A 20,032-nucleotide genomic window follows, 5' to 3' on the forward strand; every position below is an offset into this window, starting at 1 on the left:
CTTTCGCCAACGCTCGCCAAGCAGGGACAAGTGCTCTATGGTTGCGCTGTGCCGTTAGCGAGATCGGTGCCTGGCGGGGGCGTTCCATGTTCGAAGTCGTTGCATTCTGGCGAGCGCGAGCAAAAGCGCAGCGTCCTGGCCTTATCGTCCTAGCGATACTTGGATTTCTGTTCCTCGCACCGGAATCGGCGAGTGCCGCGCCGAACTGGACGCTCGATCCGGACGCTTCGGTGCTTACCTATCAGTCGGTCAAGAAGAACACGATCGTCGAGACCAACAAGATCAGGAATATCACCGGCACGCTGACTTCCGCCGGTGATGCCAAGGTCAGCTTCGATCTCAATTCCGTCGACACCGGCGTCGACCTCCGCAATGTGCGCATGCGCTTCCTGTTCTTCGAAACGTTCAAGTACCCGACGGCCGAGCTGACGGCAAAGGTGGACCCGGCGGCCTTTGCCGACTTGCCAGCCAAGCGCCGCATCAAGGCAAGCTTGCCCTTCCGGCTCAGCCTGCATGGCGTCGACAAGGATCTGGAGGCGAGCGTCGTCATCACCATGATCAGCGACACTCAGGTTTCGGTTGCTTCCGAGGCTCCCGTTGCGGTGCATGTGGAGGACTTCGGCCTGCTGCCGAATGTCGACAAGCTGCAGCAGGCCGCCAATGTGACGAACATAGTGCCCACTGCGTCAGTGTCCTTCGACTTCGTCTTTGTTGCCGAGGGCAGCAAGCCGGGTGCTGTGCAGACAGTCGCGGCCAACGCCGCCGAAGTCGGTCCCGTGGCCACCGACGCCGCGAAAGCCAATTTCAGCGACGAGGAGTGCCTCAACCGGTTTGCTGTTTTGTCGCGCACCGGAGCCATCTACTTCCGTGCAGCCAGCGCCCGACTTGATGCCAAGAGCCGCCCGTTGCTCGCCGAGGTCGAGGGGGTGGTCGGCAAATGCCCGACCCTGAATGTTGAGGTCGCCGGCTATACGGACTCGGACGGTTCGCCAGAGGCGAACAAGGCGCTCTCGGAAAGGCGCGCAAAGGCGGTTGCCGATGCGTTGGTCGCCGATGGCGTGCAGCGCCGCCAGATCAGCGCCACCGGCTACGGCGAGGAGCGGCCGGTTGCCGCCAACGATACGGCAAACAACAAGGCGCTCAATCGGCGCATCGAATTCTCCGCCACGAAGCTCGCGAACTGAGGGCAGGGTGGGCTCCCGTCCATTGGCGTTTTGCGCAGGCTTGTTTCGCGGCACTGGCCTTGTCGCGATGGTCTTGCTTTTCACCTTGACCGCCGCCACTGCCGAGCGTCGTGTCGCGCTGGTGCTGGGCAACTCGCAATATCAGCACGCCGCGCCGCTCGCCAATCCCGCGCGCGACGCGCAGGCCATGGTCGAGCGCCTGCAGAACCTTGGTTTCGAGGTGGTCTCGGGTTTCGACCTTACCAAGCAGCAGACGCAAGCGACCGTCGCCCAGTTCGCCAAGCAGGTGCGCGGCGCCGATATCGCGCTTTTCTTCTATGCCGGGCATAGCTTGCAGGTCTCCGGCAAGAACTACCTGCTTCCGGTGGATGCCGCACTCGAGGACAAAACCTCGCTCGACTTTGAGGCCGTGTCGGTCGATTTCATTTTGCGTCAGATGTCTCGCGAGACCAGCATCAGGCTGGTGTTTCTGGACGCAGGCGGGGACAATCCTTTGGTTGATGTGTTGGCCAAGATCGCGGGCACAAAAGGTGCAAGCAGCGGGCTTGCGGAAATTGGGATTGACAATGGCGGTGCGGGAACGCTCATTGCGTTCGCTGCCAGTCCCGACCAGCTCGCCTATGATGGGTCCGGTGACCACTCGCCCTTCACGACGGCGTTGCTTCAGCACATTGGGGAATCGAATGTCTCCATTACCGAAGCGATGAACAGGGTAACCAGCGACGTCTTCAGGGCGACAGGCGGTAAGCAGCGCCCCTGGACCAAGGTCTCCCTGACCACCGAGGTTGTCCTGCACAAGGTCGATCTCAACGCGCCGCTGATCGTGGGTGAAGCGAACACCCCGCCTGATGAAGCCAGCTCCGGGACGCGCAACACCGGCGGCTCGTCAGCCCAGACTGACGACCAGCTTGCGCTCGATGTTCTTCGAGCCAAGATCCCGAAGCTTGCTATTGACGGGCCAATCTTTTTCGATCGCCCGGTCACGTTCGGGGATCCGGTGATCGACGGCAAGAGCATCGCCCAATTGATCAAGGGCGAACCGCTTTTCAGTCCGGTCGAAGGTCTCGACAAGTCGGTGTGGGAAGGCAAGCACTGCGACAGCTGCCATGAGTGGAACGAAGCCCGGCTTTGCGAGCAGGCGAAGAATTTCGCTGCCAACGACGTCTCGGTCCTTCGCCTGCAGCATCCGCTGGGTACCCGATTCAAGGTCGCGCTGGCCAGATGGGCGCAAGGCGGCTGCCAGTAGAAGTGCTGGGCTGGTGCCAGCAACCAGGGAGGGCAAGCAGGGGAGGCGAACGGCGAACCCGTTACGCCTCAAGCTGAGCCATCTCGATGCCCATTTCGACAAAGGCGGAAAGCAAGGTAAATCGGTCCGCCAGCGCCGCGCGGGCCAGTCCCGCCAGGATTGCGGCATTGACGGCATGGGCGGCGGGGAACCCGCTGGACTCCATTTTGAGGGTCGGGTGACGCCATACCGCTGCCAGTGCGATCCAGGCGGCCGGCGTTGCCGGCGGCAGCTGCAAGGAATTGCTCAAGGCTGCTTGATGTTGAAGATTGTCAGGCTCGCCGACGCGGGCATGGACAAGCGCCAGCAATTCGAGGTCCTGGCCAGCGAGCAGCTCGGCGACATTGCTCAAGCATTCATGTCCCCACCAGACGGCGGCTCGCTCGGGTAGCAGGTAGGCACAGAACGTGACTGCTTCTTCCGGTACGCGCCCGGCAAGCAGGCTACGGCAAAAATCTAGGGGCGGCTGACCCGTGGCCAGCGATTTCATATCCCTGGCGATGGCGGGACAAGCAATGAACAGATCCCGTGCCGTTCTGTACCCGAGTTCATTAGCCATGGCTGCCACATCCCCACGAGCCAGCAGACAAGCACTCAACCCTGTGAGCGAGCGCCGGTCAAGCGTCAGACCTCAACAGGTGGTCGCCACAAGCAGCATGCGTTTGTTCACAGACAATCGCTTCCTGATTTGCTATGGTAGGCGCCAGCAAATCCACTCACACTGGAGTGACGGTCATGCGATGGGTCAGTTCAGCCTTGGCATTGGCGGCCATGCTTCTTGCAACGCACGTCTGTGCCGATCCGCTTCAAAAGTCGGAAGACATCGTGAAGTTCTTCGCCAATCAGCCCGGCAAACTCGGTGCCTCGCGCGGCATCTGCGTCGGTACGGAGGAAGAGTGCAAGAGCAAGGCGGAGAAGACCGTCTCAGCCCCACAAAAAGCTGGTCTCGACATGATGATCAATTTCGCCCTTGATTCGGCTCAACTCGACCAGATCGCGCGCACTGAACTCGATGAGTTCGCAAAGGCCCTCAAGGACAATCGGCTGAGCACGTTCAGCTTTGTCGTCGAGGGGCATACCGATGCGACCGGCTCGGATCGGTACAACCAGGACCTTTCGCAGAGAAGGGCTCAATCGGTGGCGGCATTCTTGACAGCCAACGGGGTAGAACCTGCCAGACTGGAAGCAATCGGCGTTGGCAAATCGCATCCGCGGGTCGCCAACCCTTACGATCCGGTCAACCGCCGGGTGGAGATGCGTGTCAGGACCGAGTAGGCTCGCCGACGATCCTTGACAACGATATGCATTAGCCTGGCTCAAGCACACCTTGGACAGAATTGAGCAGCGCTGTTATCGCCTGCTTGTATTTTTCGAACTCCGGTGACGTCTGCCGAACTTCGGTGGTCGTCGCCGGCTGGCCCGCATCCGTCACCACGCGCGGCACTTTTTGACCCATCTTTCGCTCGGCCCAGTCGATGACATAGCCAGCGGTCTTGCCGATGAGGAAGGGATTGGCCTCGATCACCGCTGAACCCAAAACGGCGCTCAATTGCGACGTGCCGGACGCGGCCAGCACCTGGTGCGCTCCTTCCATGCCAAGGAAGTGGCACAGGTAAAGGCGACCCGCGGTTATCTGGTGGCCGCGGGCGCGCAGATAGGCTTCGCCTTCGCGCGCCAGATTGCGCACCATTTCACGCGACAACGTCACGTCATAGCGAAGCGCGAGCAGGTCGGCGGTCGAGAGCGAACGGGCTAGATCGGGACGATAGGTGTTCATCATCCGGATCCAGGTCTTGGTGATGAACTGGCCAGCCCCGGTTGCCGACGAGTTGGGATTCTTGGCGCGGGCGCTGCCGCCGCTTTCAACATGTACGATCCGGTCGGTTAGCGTTTCGACCGCGGCATCGCCAGAGCCTGCGGATCGGCCAGAGCTGGGGGACTCAGCGCTGGCAACCGTGGTGACCGTCCCGAGCGGATCGATCGCCTCGCCGTTTTGATAAAGTTCGAAATGCAGATGCGGTCCGGTCGAGAGCCCGGTCGTGCCAATATAGCCGATGACGTCGCCTGCCTTCACTTTGGTGCCGACGCCGCTGGCAATGGCGAATTTCTGCATATGGGCGTAGCGCGTCTCGCGCCCGTTTGAATGGGTGATCTTGACCAGATTGCCATAGCTGCCGCCGTCGCCTTGGAAGCTGATCTCGCCGTCATAGGCGGCCATGATGGGCGTGCCCACCGGGGCTGCCCAGTCGACGCCTTTGTGGATTCGAACCGTTCCGAGGATTGGATGCCTACGCGGGCCGAAGGTCGACGTCATCACCCCGCTCACTGGCGTGATCATGCCGTTGGTGACCGTCTGCGAACGAACCTGATCATCGCCGGTGACGCAGGCATACTGCCCGTCGGCTTGCTGGTAGACGAAGCAGTCGAGGTTTTTGTCCTTACCCAGGACGCCGACGTAAAGCACCCGTCCGGAAATCTCGCCTTGGCCGCGCGGGGTCTGCGAGTAGATCAGCACCAGGCGTTGGTCCTCGCCGGCGAAGGCGTCCAGATCCTGTCCTCTCGACAGATACATGATGGCTTCGCCGATCACGCTGGTCGGCACCTTGTTGCGCGCCGCCGTCGAGTAGATTGCGTCGAGCAGACGGTACTGCCGCTTCGGCCCACCCTGATCCGAACCACCGGAATAGTTGAAGAGGTCCTCGCGCACCCAGGGGTCGACACCTGCAACAAAGGCGCCCCCGGCGTTGCGGGTCAGTGTGCCGACGTAAAGGTTCCTTGCGTAGACGGAGACCTGCATCAGCAACATGGTCGTCGTCTCACGGTTCGGCCGGAAACCGCGCAGGGCGACCACAAAACCAGGCTCCAGCCGATCGCGGTTGAACACCGCTTTCAGCGCCTCGCCCGCAAGCCTGGAATCGTCCGCGGAGAAATGCGCGTCGAGCGCGACGCTGTCCAGACTGCGCTCGTTGAGGACTTTCACGAAAGTGTCCTCTGTGGCCTCGTAGCGCTGATAATCGCTGATGACGGTCGCGACCGTGGTGTTGTTCTCAATGGCGGTCTTCTCAAAGGCGGGCAGCGCTTTCTCGCCCTGGTCAATGGTCTCGCCCCAGCCGGCCTCGGGGTCGTCCGCGTCAGCTTTGAGCGCCGAACCCGGGGACATCTCCCCCCCTTCAGGCGCCGCCTGCAGGTCGTTCGCCAGATCATCGCTTTGATCCTGGGACGCGACGGCAGGTTCGGGCGCGGTCGGCTGGTGGCCCTCGGGTGCCGCGGCGGAGGGCTTCGGAGCAGCCTGCCGCTGCGCCTGGAAGAAGGCAAAATCCTCCTGCGTGGAGGGGATCGTCGTCATGAACTTCTCGCTGGCGCTCAACATCACGTCGGACAGGATCTCGATCTGCGGCGAAGCCCCGGAACTGTCGAGTTCGGCCGGGCGCGCAATCGTGCGGCTCTTCGTGGCGGTCTCGTCATCGGGTGCCAGCGTGATCCACATCGGGTCGCCGGCAAGATCTATGATGGCCGGCACATAGACTGAGGCGTCGGGGGGTATGTCATCCATACCTTCGACGGGATGCAGCTCTTCATTCTCGTCGCCGAACGACCAGTCATCCCGGGTGAGATAAAACCCGGTGGCGATCGCGATGACGGTGAGCGCGGCAAGGCCTGCAAGAAAGCGGTGCCAAAGTTTGCGCCTGCGCTCGCTCTGGCGCGCCAGCTTCTTTTGTTTGAAGCTCGTGTCGATACCGTGCGTCACGGGCCGTTTCCGGTCAGGAAATAGGTCCAGCGCACCTGCTCGAGCGTATCGACTTCGACGAAAGGGGCCGCGATATGACCGCGCTGCCAGCACTCGTCGATGCCACGGATAGAGAAGCGGTGTCGATCAACACACATTTCGGTCGATCCGCTGAGGATCGCATGGCCGAACACGTCGGTCGCGTAGAGGTATACGTACCGGTTGGTCAGTTCCTCGCGGATGACGTTCACGCATTGGTTGGCGCCAATGGTCCACCAGCCGTCGGTCTGGTCGGCATCGTCGATCTTTTGTCCGACGGCGAGATTGACGACGTCGAGGGTCTGGTTGCAGACGGTGAATTCCGCATGCGCGCGGTCGGTCGAGACGGCAAGGAGCAGTGCTGCGCCCAACAGCGCGGAAAACGCGGCGCGGTTGGCCAGCAAGCGTCCAGACCAGCTACGCTTTTTGCGTGCGGAAGGCGGGCAAAATAAATGCAAGGCGCGAAGGTCCATCGGCGTTCATATCTATCCGCCGAGCCTGAAATACTTCGCGGCGGCGGAGAATTGCGAGCCGTCGGCCTCGATCTCCTCGAGAATCTTTGGCAAAAGGTCGGACGCTGGTGTCGGCCTGGAGAAGCTCGCGGCCCGAATGTCGTGCGGTCCGGTGATCACCAGCATGATCTGCGGCAGGGCTTTGCCGGCCGCCTTGTCGGCGGCGCCCAAACCAATCGGTATGCTGAAAGTCGCCTTGTCGGCTTGCGCCACCATGCGGTCATCAAGGTTGAAGGCGATGCCTCTGTGGTCGATCAGCATGACGTTGGAAACGAGCCCGCCATGGGTTGCCAGCGTGCCCATGATCGGCGCGCCGTCCGGCACCGCCGTCCGGTCGAGAACCAGTTGCGGCCTTTCCACCTGGTTGCGGTCGAGCAAGCGCAGGAACCTGGTCACTTCACACTGGGGCTGGTCGATGACACGGACGCTGATGTCGGGCTCGAGATGGAACCTCGACTGAAAGTCATTGAGCATCTGCTCGAAGGGCTGCACGGCTGTTGCGAAGCCTTCGATTGCGGCGGCGCTGGCGCTTTGGGAAGTCAGCGACGCGTAGAAACAGTCGCCGCCACTGAAGTCGCGCACCCACGACGCACGTTGCGCCGTCTCGTCGACTGCCGCGGCTGGCGGCACCGCCGGCTTGGGCATGTTGATGGCGACGTCGGTGTTTTCGGGCTGCGTGGTCAACGGCGGCCGCGGTTGCTGGGACGGCTGCGGCGTGTTCGCCGCTTCGGACGGCGCAGCTGGCAGCGGCTTGCTGGCGATCGCAGTCGGCGGCACCGGCTGAGCCGGCGGGCTGGCCGGCAGCGCCGGCACTGGGCTCTGCGCAATCGTCGGCGAGGAAGCCTCCGGCTTTGCCATTTTGGAAAGCTTATCGACCAGCTCGGTTGCGCTTGGTTTCGTCGCCGGCGGGTTTGCTTCCCGCGCCGGCTTGCCCTCTGCCTGCGTCGGGCTTGGCGCCGACGTCCCCGGCGGCTCGCCGACTGGCTGCGGCGGGTTCGCCTTCGCCTCGGGCTTTGGCACCGACACCGCGTTTGACCGGGTCGCGGTTGGCGTCTCGGCAGGCTTGATCTCGACCGGCGGAGTAGCCGTTGCTTCGGGTTGAGCCATGGATGGTGCGGTCTCGCCGATGGGCGGCACCATAGGCGCCTGCCTGTCGGCGGTCACCGGCTGGCCCGTCGGCTCCTGGCCGGCGACCTGCTGTGATTTTGTTGCCGATGGCAGCTCGGGGCGCGGGGTCGGCACCGGCATTTCGAGGGGCTTGGCCTGCTGCGGTTTCTGCTTGCCTGCTGCGTCCGCCTGGTCCGCGGCCGGTATTGTGGTCTTCACCTGAGCATCCGGCAGCGCAGGTGGCATTGCCGTTTGGTCGGTGGCAGCGTTGTCTTGTTTTGACGGCTCCGGCTGCAGCGGTGATGATGGCAGCGATTGCGATGCTTCCGGTTGCGGCTTCTGCACCACCGGTTTTGATGTCAGAGGCTTGAGGGTCTCTTCGGCCGGGGGCCGCGCCAGGATGCCACTGACATAAAGGCCGCCCCCCAACAGGACCGCCAGCGTCACCAGGGCGCCAGCGATGGCCGGCATCCGCCCCGGCTTTCGCGGCTTAGCCGGAACGGTCGTGCCGGGCGTCGGCGCCGACTCTGGTTGCGACAAATGCGCCGGCCGGACATGCTCGACAAAGCGTTGTTCGCCCGGAGATGCCAAAGGCTCGAGCCTGGAGGTGGGCAGTGCCGTCCAGCCGGCGCGCGGCAAGCCGGAGCGTTCCCGCGAACCATACGATACGGGCGGCAATGTGAGCTCGACATCCTCGCCACGCGTCGCCCTGGCGATCTCGGCCATGCTGGCGGGCCGATCGCGCGGGTCGGGCTGCAGCATGGCGCCCAGGAGATCGTGGAACTCGGGATCGATGTCAGACAGGTCTGGGACGGTCCGGCGTTTTTCGATGACCTCGTACTGCGAGCCGCTCATGTCGAGTGGCTTTCCGCGCAGTGCGGCGGCGAGTACCAAGCCGAGGCTATAGATATCGGACTGTTCACTGACCTCGCCGCCATAGAGGCCGAGCTGTTCGGGCGATACGTAATTGTATTTGCCGGCGAACTTCCCACCGATCAGCGTTTCACCGCCTGCGGTCGCCGAGCGAGCGATACCGAAATCAATGATTTTGGCGTGCTCCACCCGCCCGCCAGGCAGGATGATGTTGTCCGGCGAAAGGTCGCGGTGAATCGCGCCCGCCTGATGAACAGCCGCCAGCCCCGAGGTCAAGCGATGGCAAAGGCGCCGCACGTCTTCCCCCTGCATCGCTCCGTGACGCATCACGTCAAACAGTGATTGGCCGTCCACGAACTCCATTGCCAGGTAGGGGCGGCCGATCTTCGGATCGATGGTGAAGACGTGATAGCGAACCACCGCGTCATGCGACAGATGGTTGAGGATCGATGCTTCCTTGCGGAACAGCGACAGGATCGTCTGGTCACGGGCGAATTCGGGCAGGACGATCTTAATCGCCACGTGATCGCCGGTTTGGATGTTGTGGCCGCGATAGACTTCTCCCATGCCGCCGGACGCGATCCTCTCGTCGAGTTCGTAGATGCCGCTGAGCTGCGTGCCGGCGCCGGCATAGGTGACGTTGGTCGATATCCGGGTCTTATCGTCGTCGCTCATCTCGCCAGGCTCTCCGGTCCGGACCGATCCAGATGGGGCGCACCGTTGCGCCCGCCGCCGATCTTCACGAGTACGATGGTTACATTGTCGGTGCCGCCGCGCGCCAGCACCGTCTCGAGCAGGCTCCGGCACGCCGCCTGTGGCGTTGCCGATCTGACTGCGGCTTCGATCTCGGCGTCGCTGACATGAGCCGTCAGTCCGTCGGTGCTCAGGACGAAAACATCCCCCGCCATCAGCTCGCCCTGCTGGAAATCGATCTCGAGCTCGTCGCTCACCCCGACTGCATGGGTGATGACGTGGCGGCGCGGCCAGGTAAGCGCCTCTTGCGCGCTGATCATGCCGCGATCCACCAGTTCCTGGACCTCGGTGTGATCCTTCGAGACCTGAAAGATTATCCCGTCACGGATCAGATAGATGCGGCTGTCGCCGGCCCACAGGCCGGCGAACCGTCCATCCATGGCAAGCAAGGCGGCGAAGGTCGAGCCGATGGTGATGCCGCGGGATCGCGAGATCTCGCGGATCTCGGAATTGGCGCGGCTCAGCCGGTCCTCGAAGCGCGCACGAAGGTCGGGTGCCGAGCTCGCGATGCCGATCGTTGCCAGATGGTCGACGATGCTGGCCGACGCGACCTCGCCGGCTTCGTGCCCGCCCATGCCATCCGCCACCACCCAGAGACCGGTCTGCGGCTCTATCAGGTAGTTGTCCTCGTTGTGGTCGCGAACGCAGCCTCTATGGGTCACGCCGAAGCTTTCGATGGAAAGGGCGACAGTGCTCAATTTGCCACCTAGCGCTTCGCGAGCGTCCCCTGTGACCAACCCCGGGCAGCGTGCCCAGGCCACTTTGCCATAAGCGCATCCATTAGAGTACCAAAATGAGTGCCGCAGCCACCGCTGCGCTTGAACAAGGCCATGTCAGAACGCCTTCGGACAGCTGAAGTCGACCAGGGCTGGCAACAGGAAGGGATTTGCCGCCGGTCCGGTCTGGATCATGTAAGCGACGTCGCGTCCGCCGATCACGAAGCGGGCTTCGCCGCCGGCGGTGATGGTCGCCTTGTCCAGCAGACGCTTGAACGCCCAAGGTCCCTCGAATTTGATAGCCGAGTCGCGGCCGGGCATTTGCGGCATCAAGGTGAGGCTGGCGGAAGCCGAGGCAGTGCTGTTTGGCCACGTCACCGTGCTGGGCGCGTTGCCCGTCTGGCTGCTCTGGACGGTCTGGCCGTCAATGTTGAGAACGGCGTTGTCTGCGTCTCCATTGAGCGTAGACGGCGTGATGGTCATCGAAACCGAGGGCACAGAGCCGCCGGACGGAAAGAAGGCGCTGCGGATCTCTGCGGCCGACTGAAAGGATTTCAGGGTCGATTTCGCCAAGTCGTGGCCGGCGCGGGCATCCTGTCTCCAGGTCCATTCCTGACCGCTCATGTCGATCAGCGACGCAAGGTTCTGCGCAAAGAAACGGTCAATCAGCCCGCCCGGTGCGAAAAGCTTGGCGAAATCCGGTATCGAAATCTCTTGGGTGGCGTCCCTTGCGAAGGGATAGCGACCGCCTACCGCCTCCTCGCAGGCTCGTGTGACCGTCTGGTCGAGGTTCTGGTTGAGGTTGGCCAGCGAGGCTTCGGCGACATTGCCAGCAAACTCGTCCGCTGCCGCGTTGACCATGCGCGCAAGCGGCTTCGGAAGACGCGAGACATTGGCGCGCAGCGTGGAGATCTGCAGCTGCAGGTTGGCGTTGACGCGTTCGGTCTGTGAAGGATCATCGGCCGAAAGCCTCCGGCTTTGAAAGATATCGCGGAAATTCCGCGTCAACGCATCGATTGGCCGCCCTCCGTTTGCGCCGCTGACCAGGGACTGGAACGATCGAAACTGCGCCTCGACGTTCGCCCCGGCACTGTGTGCGACAGCCGAGCCAGAGCCGGCACGGCTCTGCGACTTGCCGCCGGCGATCTGCAGGCCGATGCGAGCCAGGCCTTTGGCCATGCTGGCGAGATCCTCTTGCGCCGTGCCGCCTTCGCCCTCGATCATCTTATCCTTTGTCAACGCGGTCTCGTCGGCGATCGCCGTGGAGAGCTGAGCAAGAGGCGAGTCTGGCGCGGCGAGAGCGGAAAGCGCTAGATATCGCGGCTTGTCCTCGAGCAATGCCTTGAACATCAGCTGGTCAAGGACGCCGTTCCATGCGGCGGAGAATTCCTTGCCGTAGCGATCGATTAGTTCTGGACCGAGCTTGGGCAGGTCCTGGTCGATGCCGCCCTGTTCCCCGCCGCCGCCAAGCACCCATTGGTCGTTGACGAGGATTTGCGCGATGCGCGAGAGCTGTGGCAGGAAGAAACGGTTGAAGCCGTCGCGCGTGTAAAGCCCGGGAATGTCGAGATCCGCGAGATCGCCGCCATCCGCGCGTTCGAACACGAGCTGTGCCTCTGGGCCGGCTTTTGCTGCGACTGGGAAGCTCTCCAGCCTTGCCGCGTAGACCGCCGACTTGATCAGCGCCGAAGCGCGGTCAGCAAGGCTCATGCGGCCAAGCGAGCGCTGCGCGGCTTCGATCAATGGCTGGTTGAGCTCGAAGACGGGATCGTAGGCGTCGTCCAGGGCAAGCATCGCGCGCAGATGCTTTTCGAGCTGCGCGCGGCCCTCGCGGTTGTTCTCGCCCGGATAGCGGTTCACTTCCCAATCCTGCTTCATCCAGGAAACAATCAACTCGTTATCGACCTTCGGAGCCTTTCCGCCGAGCATCAGGTAGATCTTCAGCGGCTCGTAGAGCGCGATTGGATCGGCAATCTTGGCCTGGATGGTCCGCTCCGCCTGCACCAGGAGCCGCGAGCGGAATGTCCGCTCGAGCGCTTGCCGATAGGCATCCTTGGAGGCCGACAGCAGCCTGTCGCGCTGGCCAAGCCCGAACGTCTCCTCGATCGGCTTTCCCTGGTCGCCGGTCTCGAATCCCGCTGGCAGGTTGCGCAACTGGTCGAGCGCGCCGATGACATTTTCGAGGTCGACGTCGCTCACCATAGTGCTCTTGAGCAGCGCATCGGCGCTGTCGCGATAGTGGGCCATGGACTGCCTGGTGGACGTGATCAGGGACTGGTTGGCGAAGAAGCTCAGCCCAAGCACGCCGAGCGCCGTCAACGTCGCCAGCGCAATCGTGGCGAGGCCACCAAATCTCGCAAGTCTGGCGCGCCGCTCGGCCACCCGGTCGAAAGATACCCAACCTGATTCCGGGAAGATCACCTTGGTCAAGAGATCGTGCAGGAAGAAGCTCTTGCCGGTGCCCGAAAGATGCGCCTGCGAGGCGGTGCCGAAGCTGCGCCCGATTGTGCCCAGTACCTGGTCGAACGGTGTTCCTTCCTGAGTACCCGAGGAGAAATAGAGGCCCCGCAAGCTGACATTCACCCGCGATCGGGAGGCATCGAACAAACTGCCGATGAAATGCGCGGTCCGGTTCCTGAGGGCGCCGAACTGCGCCGGGAAGTCGAAGATGGCGATGCGCGCCACCGGGTCGGCCTCTTCCTGCAAGCGCTCGACGAGTTCTTCTGCCAAGCGCTGCGCCAGGCCGTCGAACTCAGCCGCTGCCTCGCCGGCCATGTTCCTTGTGCGATCGGCGGTCTGGAAGGTCGCGCCCCATACCTGGCGCCTGCGCACGTCATCAAAGCCGCCGAAATAATCCATGAAGCCCGACAAGAGGTCGGCCTTGGTGAAAAGCAGATAGACGGGAAACTGGATCTTGAGCGTCTCGTGCAATTCGCGCAGACGGCTCCTTATCTCGGTGACATGCGCATCGATATGCTGGTCGTCGAGGCTGATGAGATCGGCGAGGCTGATGGCGAGGATCACCCCGTTGATTGGTTGCCTGGGGCGGGTTTTCTTCAGCAATCCCAGGAATGCAAGCCAGCTCGCCTGGTCGCGTTCGCGGTCCGATTCGTGCGTCGTGTAGCGGCCGGCCGTATCGATCAGCACGGCTTCATCGGTAAACCACCAGTCGCATGACCGCGTGCCGCCGACGCCAGTCACCGGCTGGGCGTTGCCGGAGCCCGCAAGCGGAAAGTTGAGGCCGGAGTTGACCAGCGCCGTCGTCTTGCCGGCGCCTGGCGGACCGATGACGATGTACCAGGGGACATCATAAAGGAAGTTGCGCTTGCGGCTCGTCCGCCTGAGCGTCGCGATGGCTTCGCTCATGCGCGCTTCGAGCACCAGTGAATCGTCGTTGCGCTCGTCGCCGCGCACAATGGCCGTTTCGAGCGCCTGTTGCGCCTTGCGTCTTTGCCAGAAGCGAATGCCGTAGAAAGACGCAAGCACGATGGCGGTCGTGCCGATGATGAGAGCCCTGAGCCACACCGACCCAAGCGGGCGGGTGTCGGCGAAGCGGATCAGGGGTCCGGCATACCAGACGGCGGCCGAGAAGCCGACCAGGGCAAGCGCGCTGAAGATCCGCAGCACCCAGCCGATCAGCTCCTCGCCGCGCCGGCTCATAACGCGTCCTGCTTTGGGAGTATCACGTCGACGCGGCGGTTCTTGGCCCGGCCGTCGGCGGTCGCATTGCCGGCAATGGGTTCGTCTTCGCCCTTGCCTTCGACGCTCAGGCGCGACGGGTCCTTCAATTGCTTGGCCATCATGGCCTGCACCGCTTTTGCACGTGCAACAGAAAGATCGAAATTCGACTTGAATGGGCTCGACTTCTTCGGCTTCACGTTGTCGGTATGGCCGACGATTTTGATCGGTCCGGGTTCGGCATCGAGCGCCGAGGCGATGTCTGTCGCGATGGGCTGGAACTGTACCGTTACCCCGGCCTGGCCGGGCACGAACAAGAGCTGGCTGCTGATCTCTACGACGATGAAGTCGCCCTTGGTGCCGACGCTCAGTCCACCGCCCGCGACCTCCTTGGCGAGTGCGGTGCGGATGCGGTCGATCTGCGTGGTGTTCGCAGGCGTAGGTGGTGGCGGGTCGGCTCGCGCCGGCTCGGCGGGCGCCTCTACGCTGGCCCGTTCAATCATAACCGGGCTGGATGGATTGAGCGCCAGCAACTCGCTGGCAGTGACATCGCCTTCGTCAGTGATCAATATCCTCAGCCAGAAAAAGGCTATCGTCACCAGGGTCGCGCCTGCCGCTGCGATCGCCCACAGCGGCAGCCGCCCTGCTGGCCTGGGCATCGCCGCCGCCATGCCTTGCCACCTGGGCGAAATCTCGTCTGCGGCACGTGGCCTGAAATAGCGCAGTGTGTCGTAGACGTCGCGCCGGACGCGCTCGAGTGTGTTGCGCTCACCCGACAATGCCCGATACTGGCCTTGGAAGCCCAGCGAAAGGCAGGCATGCATCAATTCGAGCAGGTCGCAATGGCTTTCAGGCTTGGCGAGGATATTGTTCAGCGCCTCGTAAAAGCCGGTCCCTGTCGGCTGCGTGTGGAAGAACTTCATCACCATGCTGTGCCGCAGCCAGGTATGCTTGTCCGGCCAGGGCAGATTGCCGATGAGGTCGTCAGCGGTTTCACAAAGCGCAAACTTGGCGATCCGCGCGTCTTGTTCGGCAATTCCGGCTTTGGCCGTGGCACGGTCGAAGCTATCGATGTTGTCCGCGATATGCTCGGCCAACGCGGCCGCTTGGCGTTCGACCGGCATCAGCCGCAACTGGCCGAACAGCATGAGCAAGGGGGCTGCGGCGGCAAGGATGGGATTGGCCGCGGCATACTTCACGCCAGCGGTGGCGTGGAGCAAGGCATCCTGCTGCAACAGTCCTTTTGCAGCCACCGCTTCGTTGTCTTGAACAACAACAGTTCCCGACGACCAGCCGGGGGGCAACTGGCGGCCGGCGCCGGGGTCGAACACGGTCGATTCCCTGGCCGGTGAGGGGACAGGGGGCACGCTTTGCACACCGGAACCAGCGGGAGCCACGAGCGGCCTTTGCCTCGGCCGTGGCACGCGGATGACGGTTTTATCCGGAGGCTCGGAGGAATCGTCCTTCGAGCTCATCGGCGCACCACCGCCGAAGTCCAACGGGGGTCTTTCAGACAGGAGGAAAGCGGCATACGAGGCTCAGTATCAGCAGCGAGCCGGATCGAAGGTCTGATCTTGCCGAAACATGACATTCCTGCACACGCCCCAAGCCGCGCCGCTTGCCAGCCTGGCAAGCGCTCCTATGCCATTCTAGTCGCACAGGAAGCCGATTGAAATCGGAAAGCAGGATGTCAAGGAAGCGGCTTTTCCATGATGTTGCATAGCGAGTGCTAGCAACGCCATCTGGTGCAAGGCTATTTCTGCTTGCCAGCCTTGGCGTAGGCTTCGGCGAAATAGGCAAGAAAGACATCCAGCATGCCGTTTTCGTGCTTGTCTTCCATCGTCCGCCACGTCGCGACGACCGCATCCCAGGCGTGGCTCTTCCTGGATGAAAAGGAGGCGGGCGGGATTCTTCTGGCGATTGCCTCCGGCGACAAGTCGTCGAGCAGCCTTGAGAGCGCGGCCTGCATGGCTGCGTAGGTTGCGATCTCGTGGGTCTTCAGATCGTCGAACGCATCCTCGATGCTGCGTCTGGCATCCAGATAACCTGCCCGCCGCTTGGCAAACATGATCTCCAGCATATCGTCGGTGCCCGGCACGAATTTCAGCGGGTTGTTGTCCGCGGCGCCGATCATCGTGCGATGCGCGCTCTTGGCGAGGACCTTGGCCGCCGCGCGCGCCTTGAGCAGCAACGACAACTGCTCGACTGTGGTTCGCAAGACCGCGCCGATCTCGGCAGCGACGTCATGCGGGTCGCGCGACGCCAACAGCTCCGGCGACAAGCCGGCCGCCCTGGCGATATCGCCAAGTATCCGGTCGGCTTCCGCCGGCTGCTTGACTGGGACGTCAGGGCCGGGGCTCGGCGCCGACGACATCGACATTTTCGCTGCCTGGCCAGGGCTGTGTTCTGCCGGAGTGGGCAACGGTGCGCTGCCGGGCTCAAGCGACCGTCCCGTCGAGGCCGGCAACTCGCGTTGCGTCGAACCGGTCCTGGCTTGCGGATGACCGGCGCCAACGGGCTCTTCGTCGATCGAAACGGTGATGACATAATGGCCAATCAGCAGCCGGTCGCCTCGGATTAATCGATGCGGCGCATTCAGGCGCTGGCTGGAGCCGTTGACGAAAGTGCCGTTGCGCGAGAGGTCGTATAGCCAGAACGAGCCCGTCTGATAACGGATTTCGCAATGCCGCCCCGAGATGAATTTGGCAGGGTCGGACAGCGTCCAGTCGCAGTTTTCGCGCCCGATTTCGAAGCCACGGTCGCGGGCGGCATAGCTCGCGGCGACCCCTGGCGGTAGCCGGTCGACATTGCTGATCTGAAGCGAGATGAACATTCGAAGCCACTGTCCGCTGAAATCCCAAGGCATTCTAGCAGCTTGCCGGCGCAGTGGGAGAGGCGGGTTTCACGAACAATGCTCGCCAGGTTCATGCGTTGCTTTTATTTGGTCTCCGTCGAAGGTATGCTAGCTTGCGGCGGTCAGATGCTGTGAACGTGATGCCGTTCACGGAGCGGGGCTTCAATCCATCATCCCGGCTGCCGCGTCGAGGAGGGGCACGACCCATGCCGAATGAACGTGCCACGGTTCTACAGACGCCGGTTGGGGCCGATGTGCTGACATTTACCCATCTCGTTGGCCGTGATGAGATCAGCCGATGTTTCGCCTATACCGTGGGGTTCGTCAGCAAGAGCCGTGAGATCGATCCGCTGAAGATGCTGGGCGGCGTCGTTTCCGTCGAAGGCGAATCCGATCCAAAGCGCTGGTTCAGCGGTCTGGTGTCGGATTTCAAACTTACCCGCATAGAGGATCGGTTGACCTATTACGAGGCCAGTGTCAGGCCATGGCTCTGGTTTCTCGGCAACACCACCGACTGCCGCATCTTCCAGAACATGACCGCTGTCGAGATCGTTGAAAAGATCTTCTCGAAATACGGCATCGCCAAGTTCGAGAAGCGGCTGCAGGGGTCTTATCCCTCGCGCGAATATTGCGTGCAGTACGATGAGAGCGATCTCGATTTTGTGCAGCGGCTGCTCGAGCACGAAGGGATCTTCTATTTCTTCGAGCACAACGAGGGCAAGCACACGCTGGTGCTGTGCGATGCCATGAGCAAGCTGAAGCCGGCGCCAGGCTACGACAAGGTGCTTTACAATTTCGAAGGCCACGGCTCGCGCCGTGATGTTGAATACATTACCGAATGGATTCCGGGCAGCGCCGTGCGTCCAGGCGCCTACGTTCATACAGACTATGATTTCGAGAAGCCCGGCGCTGACCTGATGGCGAAATCCGCTCAGCCCTTCGCCCATCAGGAGGCTTCGGGCGAAAACTACCGTCAGCCCGGCGCGCATCTCGATGTCGGGCGTGGCGATAAGATTGCCGGTATCCGGCGCGAGGAACTCCAGGCTGTGCACCAGCACAGCACGGCGGTGGGAACCGTCCGGGGCCTTTTTTCAGGCTGCAAGTTCACGCTGGAAAGTTTTCCGCGCGACGACCAGAACCAGGACTATCTGGTGATCAGCGCCGAATACCGGCTGTTCGATCCGGGCTACCGGACCCAGAACGAAGCCCACAGCGAGAATTTCAGGGTCGTGCTGGGCGTTGCGCCCACCAAATTGCCCTACCGGCCGCTGCGGATCACGCCGCGACCGATCATGCGCGGGCCGCAGACCGCGACCGTCGTCGGCCCGTCAGGCGAGGAGATCTTCACCGACAAATACGCGAGGGTGAAGGTGCAATTCCATTGGGACCGCCTCGGCAAGAAGGACCAGAACTCGTCCTGCTTCGTGCGTGTGTCGCAGACGTGGGCCGGCAGCGGCTGGGGCTTCATCCAAATCCCTCGCCTCGGCCAGGAGGTCATAGTCGATTTCATCGAGGGCGACCCCGACCTGCCGATCATCACCGGACGTGTCTACAATGCATCGGAGATGCCGCCTTACGCGCTGCCGGGCAACGCCACGCAATCAGGCTGGAAGTCCAATTCCTCGAAAGGCGGCGGCGGCTACAACGAGCTGATGTTCGAGGACAAGGCTGGTTCCGAGCTGGTCAATTTCCAGGCGCAGAAGGACCACCATCTGCTGATCAAGCACGATCGCAACAAGACCGTACAGCACGACCAGTCCGACCGCATCGACCATGACGCCAAGCACTCCGTCGGCCATAACCTTGACGAGGACGTCGGCAACAACAAGACGGTCAAGATCGGCGTCGACCAGACGACGAATATCGGGTCGAACGATTCCGAGACGGTGGGTAAGAACCGATCGCTGACGGTAATGGCGAACGAGACGATCCACGTCGTCGCCAATTCGACGGAGAACATCGACGCTAATCACTCGCAGACGGTGGGGCTGGTGCAGACGGTGACTGTGGGCGCGGCGCGTATGGATTCGGTAGGGGCGGCCGAGACACGGAGCGTCGGCGCAGCGCAGTCGAACACGATCGGGGCTTCACGTTCGGTTACGGTGGGGGCGGAGCAGAGCCACGATATTGGGGCGGATGATAGCTGGAATGTAGCGGCCAGCCAAAGTATCGAGATCGGCGCCGATCAGGGCCTCAAAATCGGCGGCGCGCAGAACACCGAGATTGGCAAGACATGGACCGTCAAGGTCAGCCAGGATGCCTCGACCCAGATCGACGGGGCGCACGAACTCAAGATCGGCAAGAAGAGCCTCACCCAAGTCGGCGAGGATGCGGGGTTGGTGGTCGGCAAGAACCTGACCATCGAAGCAAAGGACTCGATAACGATCAAGACCGGTGGTGCCGAGATCCTTATGAAGAAGGATGGAACGATCACCATCAAGGGAAAGGACATTACGGTCAAAGGTTCGGGAAAGATCAATGTCGACGCTTCGAGCGATATCGTCATGAAGGGCAGCAACATCCTGCAGAATTGAGGTTCGAAATGGTTGCGTTGAAATCGCGGATCGAGGGTGTCGTTATCGGCGTTCTGTTGGGCTTCGAGGAAGCCGCGCCGCTGGTCGTATTTGCAGGCAATCCAAAGGAGACCGCACTCAAGGCGAAGAGCCTCGTCGCGCTGGGTCCGGACGCGATCGCCTCCGAAGTGGCACTGTTGTTCGAGGAGGGGGATCCACTACTTCCGCTGATCGTCGGACGCATTGTCGATCCGACCCGCGACTCGCGGCCGCGGGCGTTCAGTGACGGGCGCCAGGTGCGGATCCATGGTGAGGAACGCGTCGAACTCCGCTGCGGCAAAGCGTCCATCATCCTGGAAAAAGACGGTCATATCACCATTCGCGGCACATATGTCACCAGCCATGCCAGTGCGGCAAATCGTATCCGCGGTGGCTCGGTCAACCTCAACTGATGCCGCGCGCACCCGTCCTTCCGAAAATCGTGCGCCAGCACGCGGAGATGGCGGCGTTCCTGTGGACAGTCTACGACCGGCACCTGCTTCACCCGGATGAGAATCCTGACATGGACGCTGAGCGGCTCGCGCGGCTGGTCGAGCGGCTGGAGGCGCATTTGGACGGGCTGTGGGTGGCGGGACCGGACGGCAAGCGGATCGCTCAGGAACGGTTCGCCGAATATCCCGAAGCGGGCGAGCTGTTCGTCGTGCGCATGCTGGAGGCGAAGCGCCCGATCCCGGTCACAGAGCTGGACCTCAAAAAGGTCAGAGAATATCTCGGGGCGAACGGGGTGTAGA

At 62.4% G+C, this 20,032-nt stretch carries 14 protein-coding genes; 6 read left to right on the plus strand and 8 right to left on the minus strand.

From position 1 onward, the window contains the following. Positions 1 to 86 precede the first annotated feature (86 nt). Together LB516_RS20130 and LB516_RS20135 are read left to right on the plus strand one after the other, a co-directional pair. On the plus strand, positions 87 to 1,184 hold the full coding sequence (locus LB516_RS20130) for an OmpA family protein (RefSeq protein ID WP_140722589.1): 1,098 nt from the start codon (positions 87 to 89) through the stop codon (positions 1,182 to 1,184). Between the two features lie 67 nt (positions 1,185 to 1,251). Further along, the gene (locus tag LB516_RS20135) at positions 1,252 to 2,430 is read left to right on the plus strand and encodes a caspase domain-containing protein (protein ID WP_181174562.1); all 1,179 of its coding nucleotides are present in this window, start codon (positions 1,252 to 1,254) and stop codon (positions 2,428 to 2,430) included. A 61-nt stretch (positions 2,431 to 2,491) separates the two neighbouring features. On the opposite strand, the gene LB516_RS20140 is transcribed toward LB516_RS20135, so the two are convergent. Continuing rightward, the gene (locus tag LB516_RS20140) at positions 2,492 to 3,028 is read right to left on the minus strand and encodes a DUF6931 family protein (RefSeq protein ID WP_224720249.1); all 537 of its coding nucleotides are present in this window, start codon (positions 3,026 to 3,028) and stop codon (positions 2,492 to 2,494) included. 176 nt (positions 3,029 to 3,204) lie between these two features. Here LB516_RS20140 and LB516_RS20145 point away from each other — a divergent pair, with 176 nt between their 5' ends. Continuing rightward, positions 3,205 to 3,744: an OmpA family protein gene (locus LB516_RS20145; RefSeq protein WP_224720250.1), complete on the plus strand. Its 540-nt coding sequence runs from the start codon at positions 3,205 to 3,207 to the stop codon at positions 3,742 to 3,744. A gap of 31 nt (positions 3,745 to 3,775) precedes the next feature. On the opposite strand, the gene LB516_RS20150 is transcribed toward LB516_RS20145, so the two are convergent. From LB516_RS20150 to tagH, 7 genes are all read right to left on the minus strand, one after another. Next, entirely contained in the window at positions 3,776 to 6,217 is a 2,442-nt protein-coding gene (locus LB516_RS20150; RefSeq protein ID WP_140722674.1) for a M23 family metallopeptidase, read from the minus strand. Continuing rightward, positions 6,214 to 6,708, minus strand: coding sequence for a DUF1036 domain-containing protein (locus LB516_RS20155; protein WP_181174561.1), 495 nt, complete (start codon positions 6,706 to 6,708; stop codon positions 6,214 to 6,216). Before LB516_RS20155 ends, LB516_RS20150 begins: the two co-directional genes overlap by 4 nt. A gap of 12 nt (positions 6,709 to 6,720) precedes the next feature. Next, the gene (locus LB516_RS20160; protein WP_140722583.1) at positions 6,721 to 9,402 is read right to left on the minus strand and encodes a serine/threonine-protein kinase; all 2,682 of its coding nucleotides are present in this window, start codon (positions 9,400 to 9,402) and stop codon (positions 6,721 to 6,723) included. Then, on the minus strand, positions 9,399 to 10,178 hold the full coding sequence (locus LB516_RS20165; RefSeq protein WP_140661219.1) for a PP2C family protein-serine/threonine phosphatase: 780 nt from the start codon (positions 10,176 to 10,178) through the stop codon (positions 9,399 to 9,401). Before LB516_RS20165 ends, LB516_RS20160 begins: the two co-directional genes overlap by 4 nt. 135 nt (positions 10,179 to 10,313) lie before the next feature. Next, positions 10,314 to 13,856 carry a type VI secretion system membrane subunit TssM gene (tssM, locus tag LB516_RS20170; protein WP_224720251.1) on the minus strand — a complete coding sequence of 1,181 codons (3,543 nt, stop codon included), beginning with the start codon at positions 13,854 to 13,856 and terminating at the stop codon, positions 10,314 to 10,316. Continuing rightward, positions 13,853 to 15,349, minus strand: a complete 1,497-nt coding sequence (tssL, locus tag LB516_RS20175; RefSeq protein ID WP_140722668.1) for a type VI secretion system protein TssL, long form — start codon at positions 15,347 to 15,349, stop codon at positions 13,853 to 13,855. Before tssL ends, tssM begins: the two co-directional genes overlap by 4 nt. A 278-nt stretch (positions 15,350 to 15,627) precedes the next feature. Continuing rightward, on the minus strand, positions 15,628 to 16,707 hold the full coding sequence (tagH, locus tag LB516_RS20180) for a type VI secretion system-associated FHA domain protein TagH (RefSeq protein ID WP_140661221.1): 1,080 nt from the start codon (positions 16,705 to 16,707) through the stop codon (positions 15,628 to 15,630). Between the two features lie 227 nt (positions 16,708 to 16,934). Between tagH and tssI the strand changes: the two genes are divergently transcribed. Genes tssI through LB516_RS20195 form a run of 3 tightly spaced genes read left to right on the plus strand, consistent with a single transcriptional unit; the run spans position 16,935 to position 20,031 of the window. Then, on the plus strand, positions 16,935 to 19,262 hold the full coding sequence (gene tssI, locus LB516_RS20185; protein ID WP_140661222.1) for a type VI secretion system tip protein TssI/VgrG: 2,328 nt from the start codon (positions 16,935 to 16,937) through the stop codon (positions 19,260 to 19,262). Positions 19,263 to 19,270: 8 nt separating this feature from the next. After that, the gene (locus LB516_RS20190; RefSeq protein ID WP_140661223.1) at positions 19,271 to 19,693 is read left to right on the plus strand and encodes a DUF6484 domain-containing protein; all 423 of its coding nucleotides are present in this window, start codon (positions 19,271 to 19,273) and stop codon (positions 19,691 to 19,693) included. Continuing rightward, positions 19,693 to 20,031 (plus strand): hypothetical protein, encoded by a 339-nt coding sequence (locus tag LB516_RS20195; RefSeq protein WP_140661224.1) that lies wholly within the window; start codon positions 19,693 to 19,695, stop codon positions 20,029 to 20,031. Before LB516_RS20190 ends, LB516_RS20195 begins: the two co-directional genes overlap by 1 nt. Position 20,032 lies beyond the last annotated feature (1 nt).

The sequence above is a fragment of the Mesorhizobium sp. CO1-1-7 genome (assembly GCF_020164885.1).
Taxonomy (GTDB): domain Bacteria; phylum Pseudomonadota; class Alphaproteobacteria; order Rhizobiales; family Rhizobiaceae; genus Mesorhizobium; species Mesorhizobium australicum.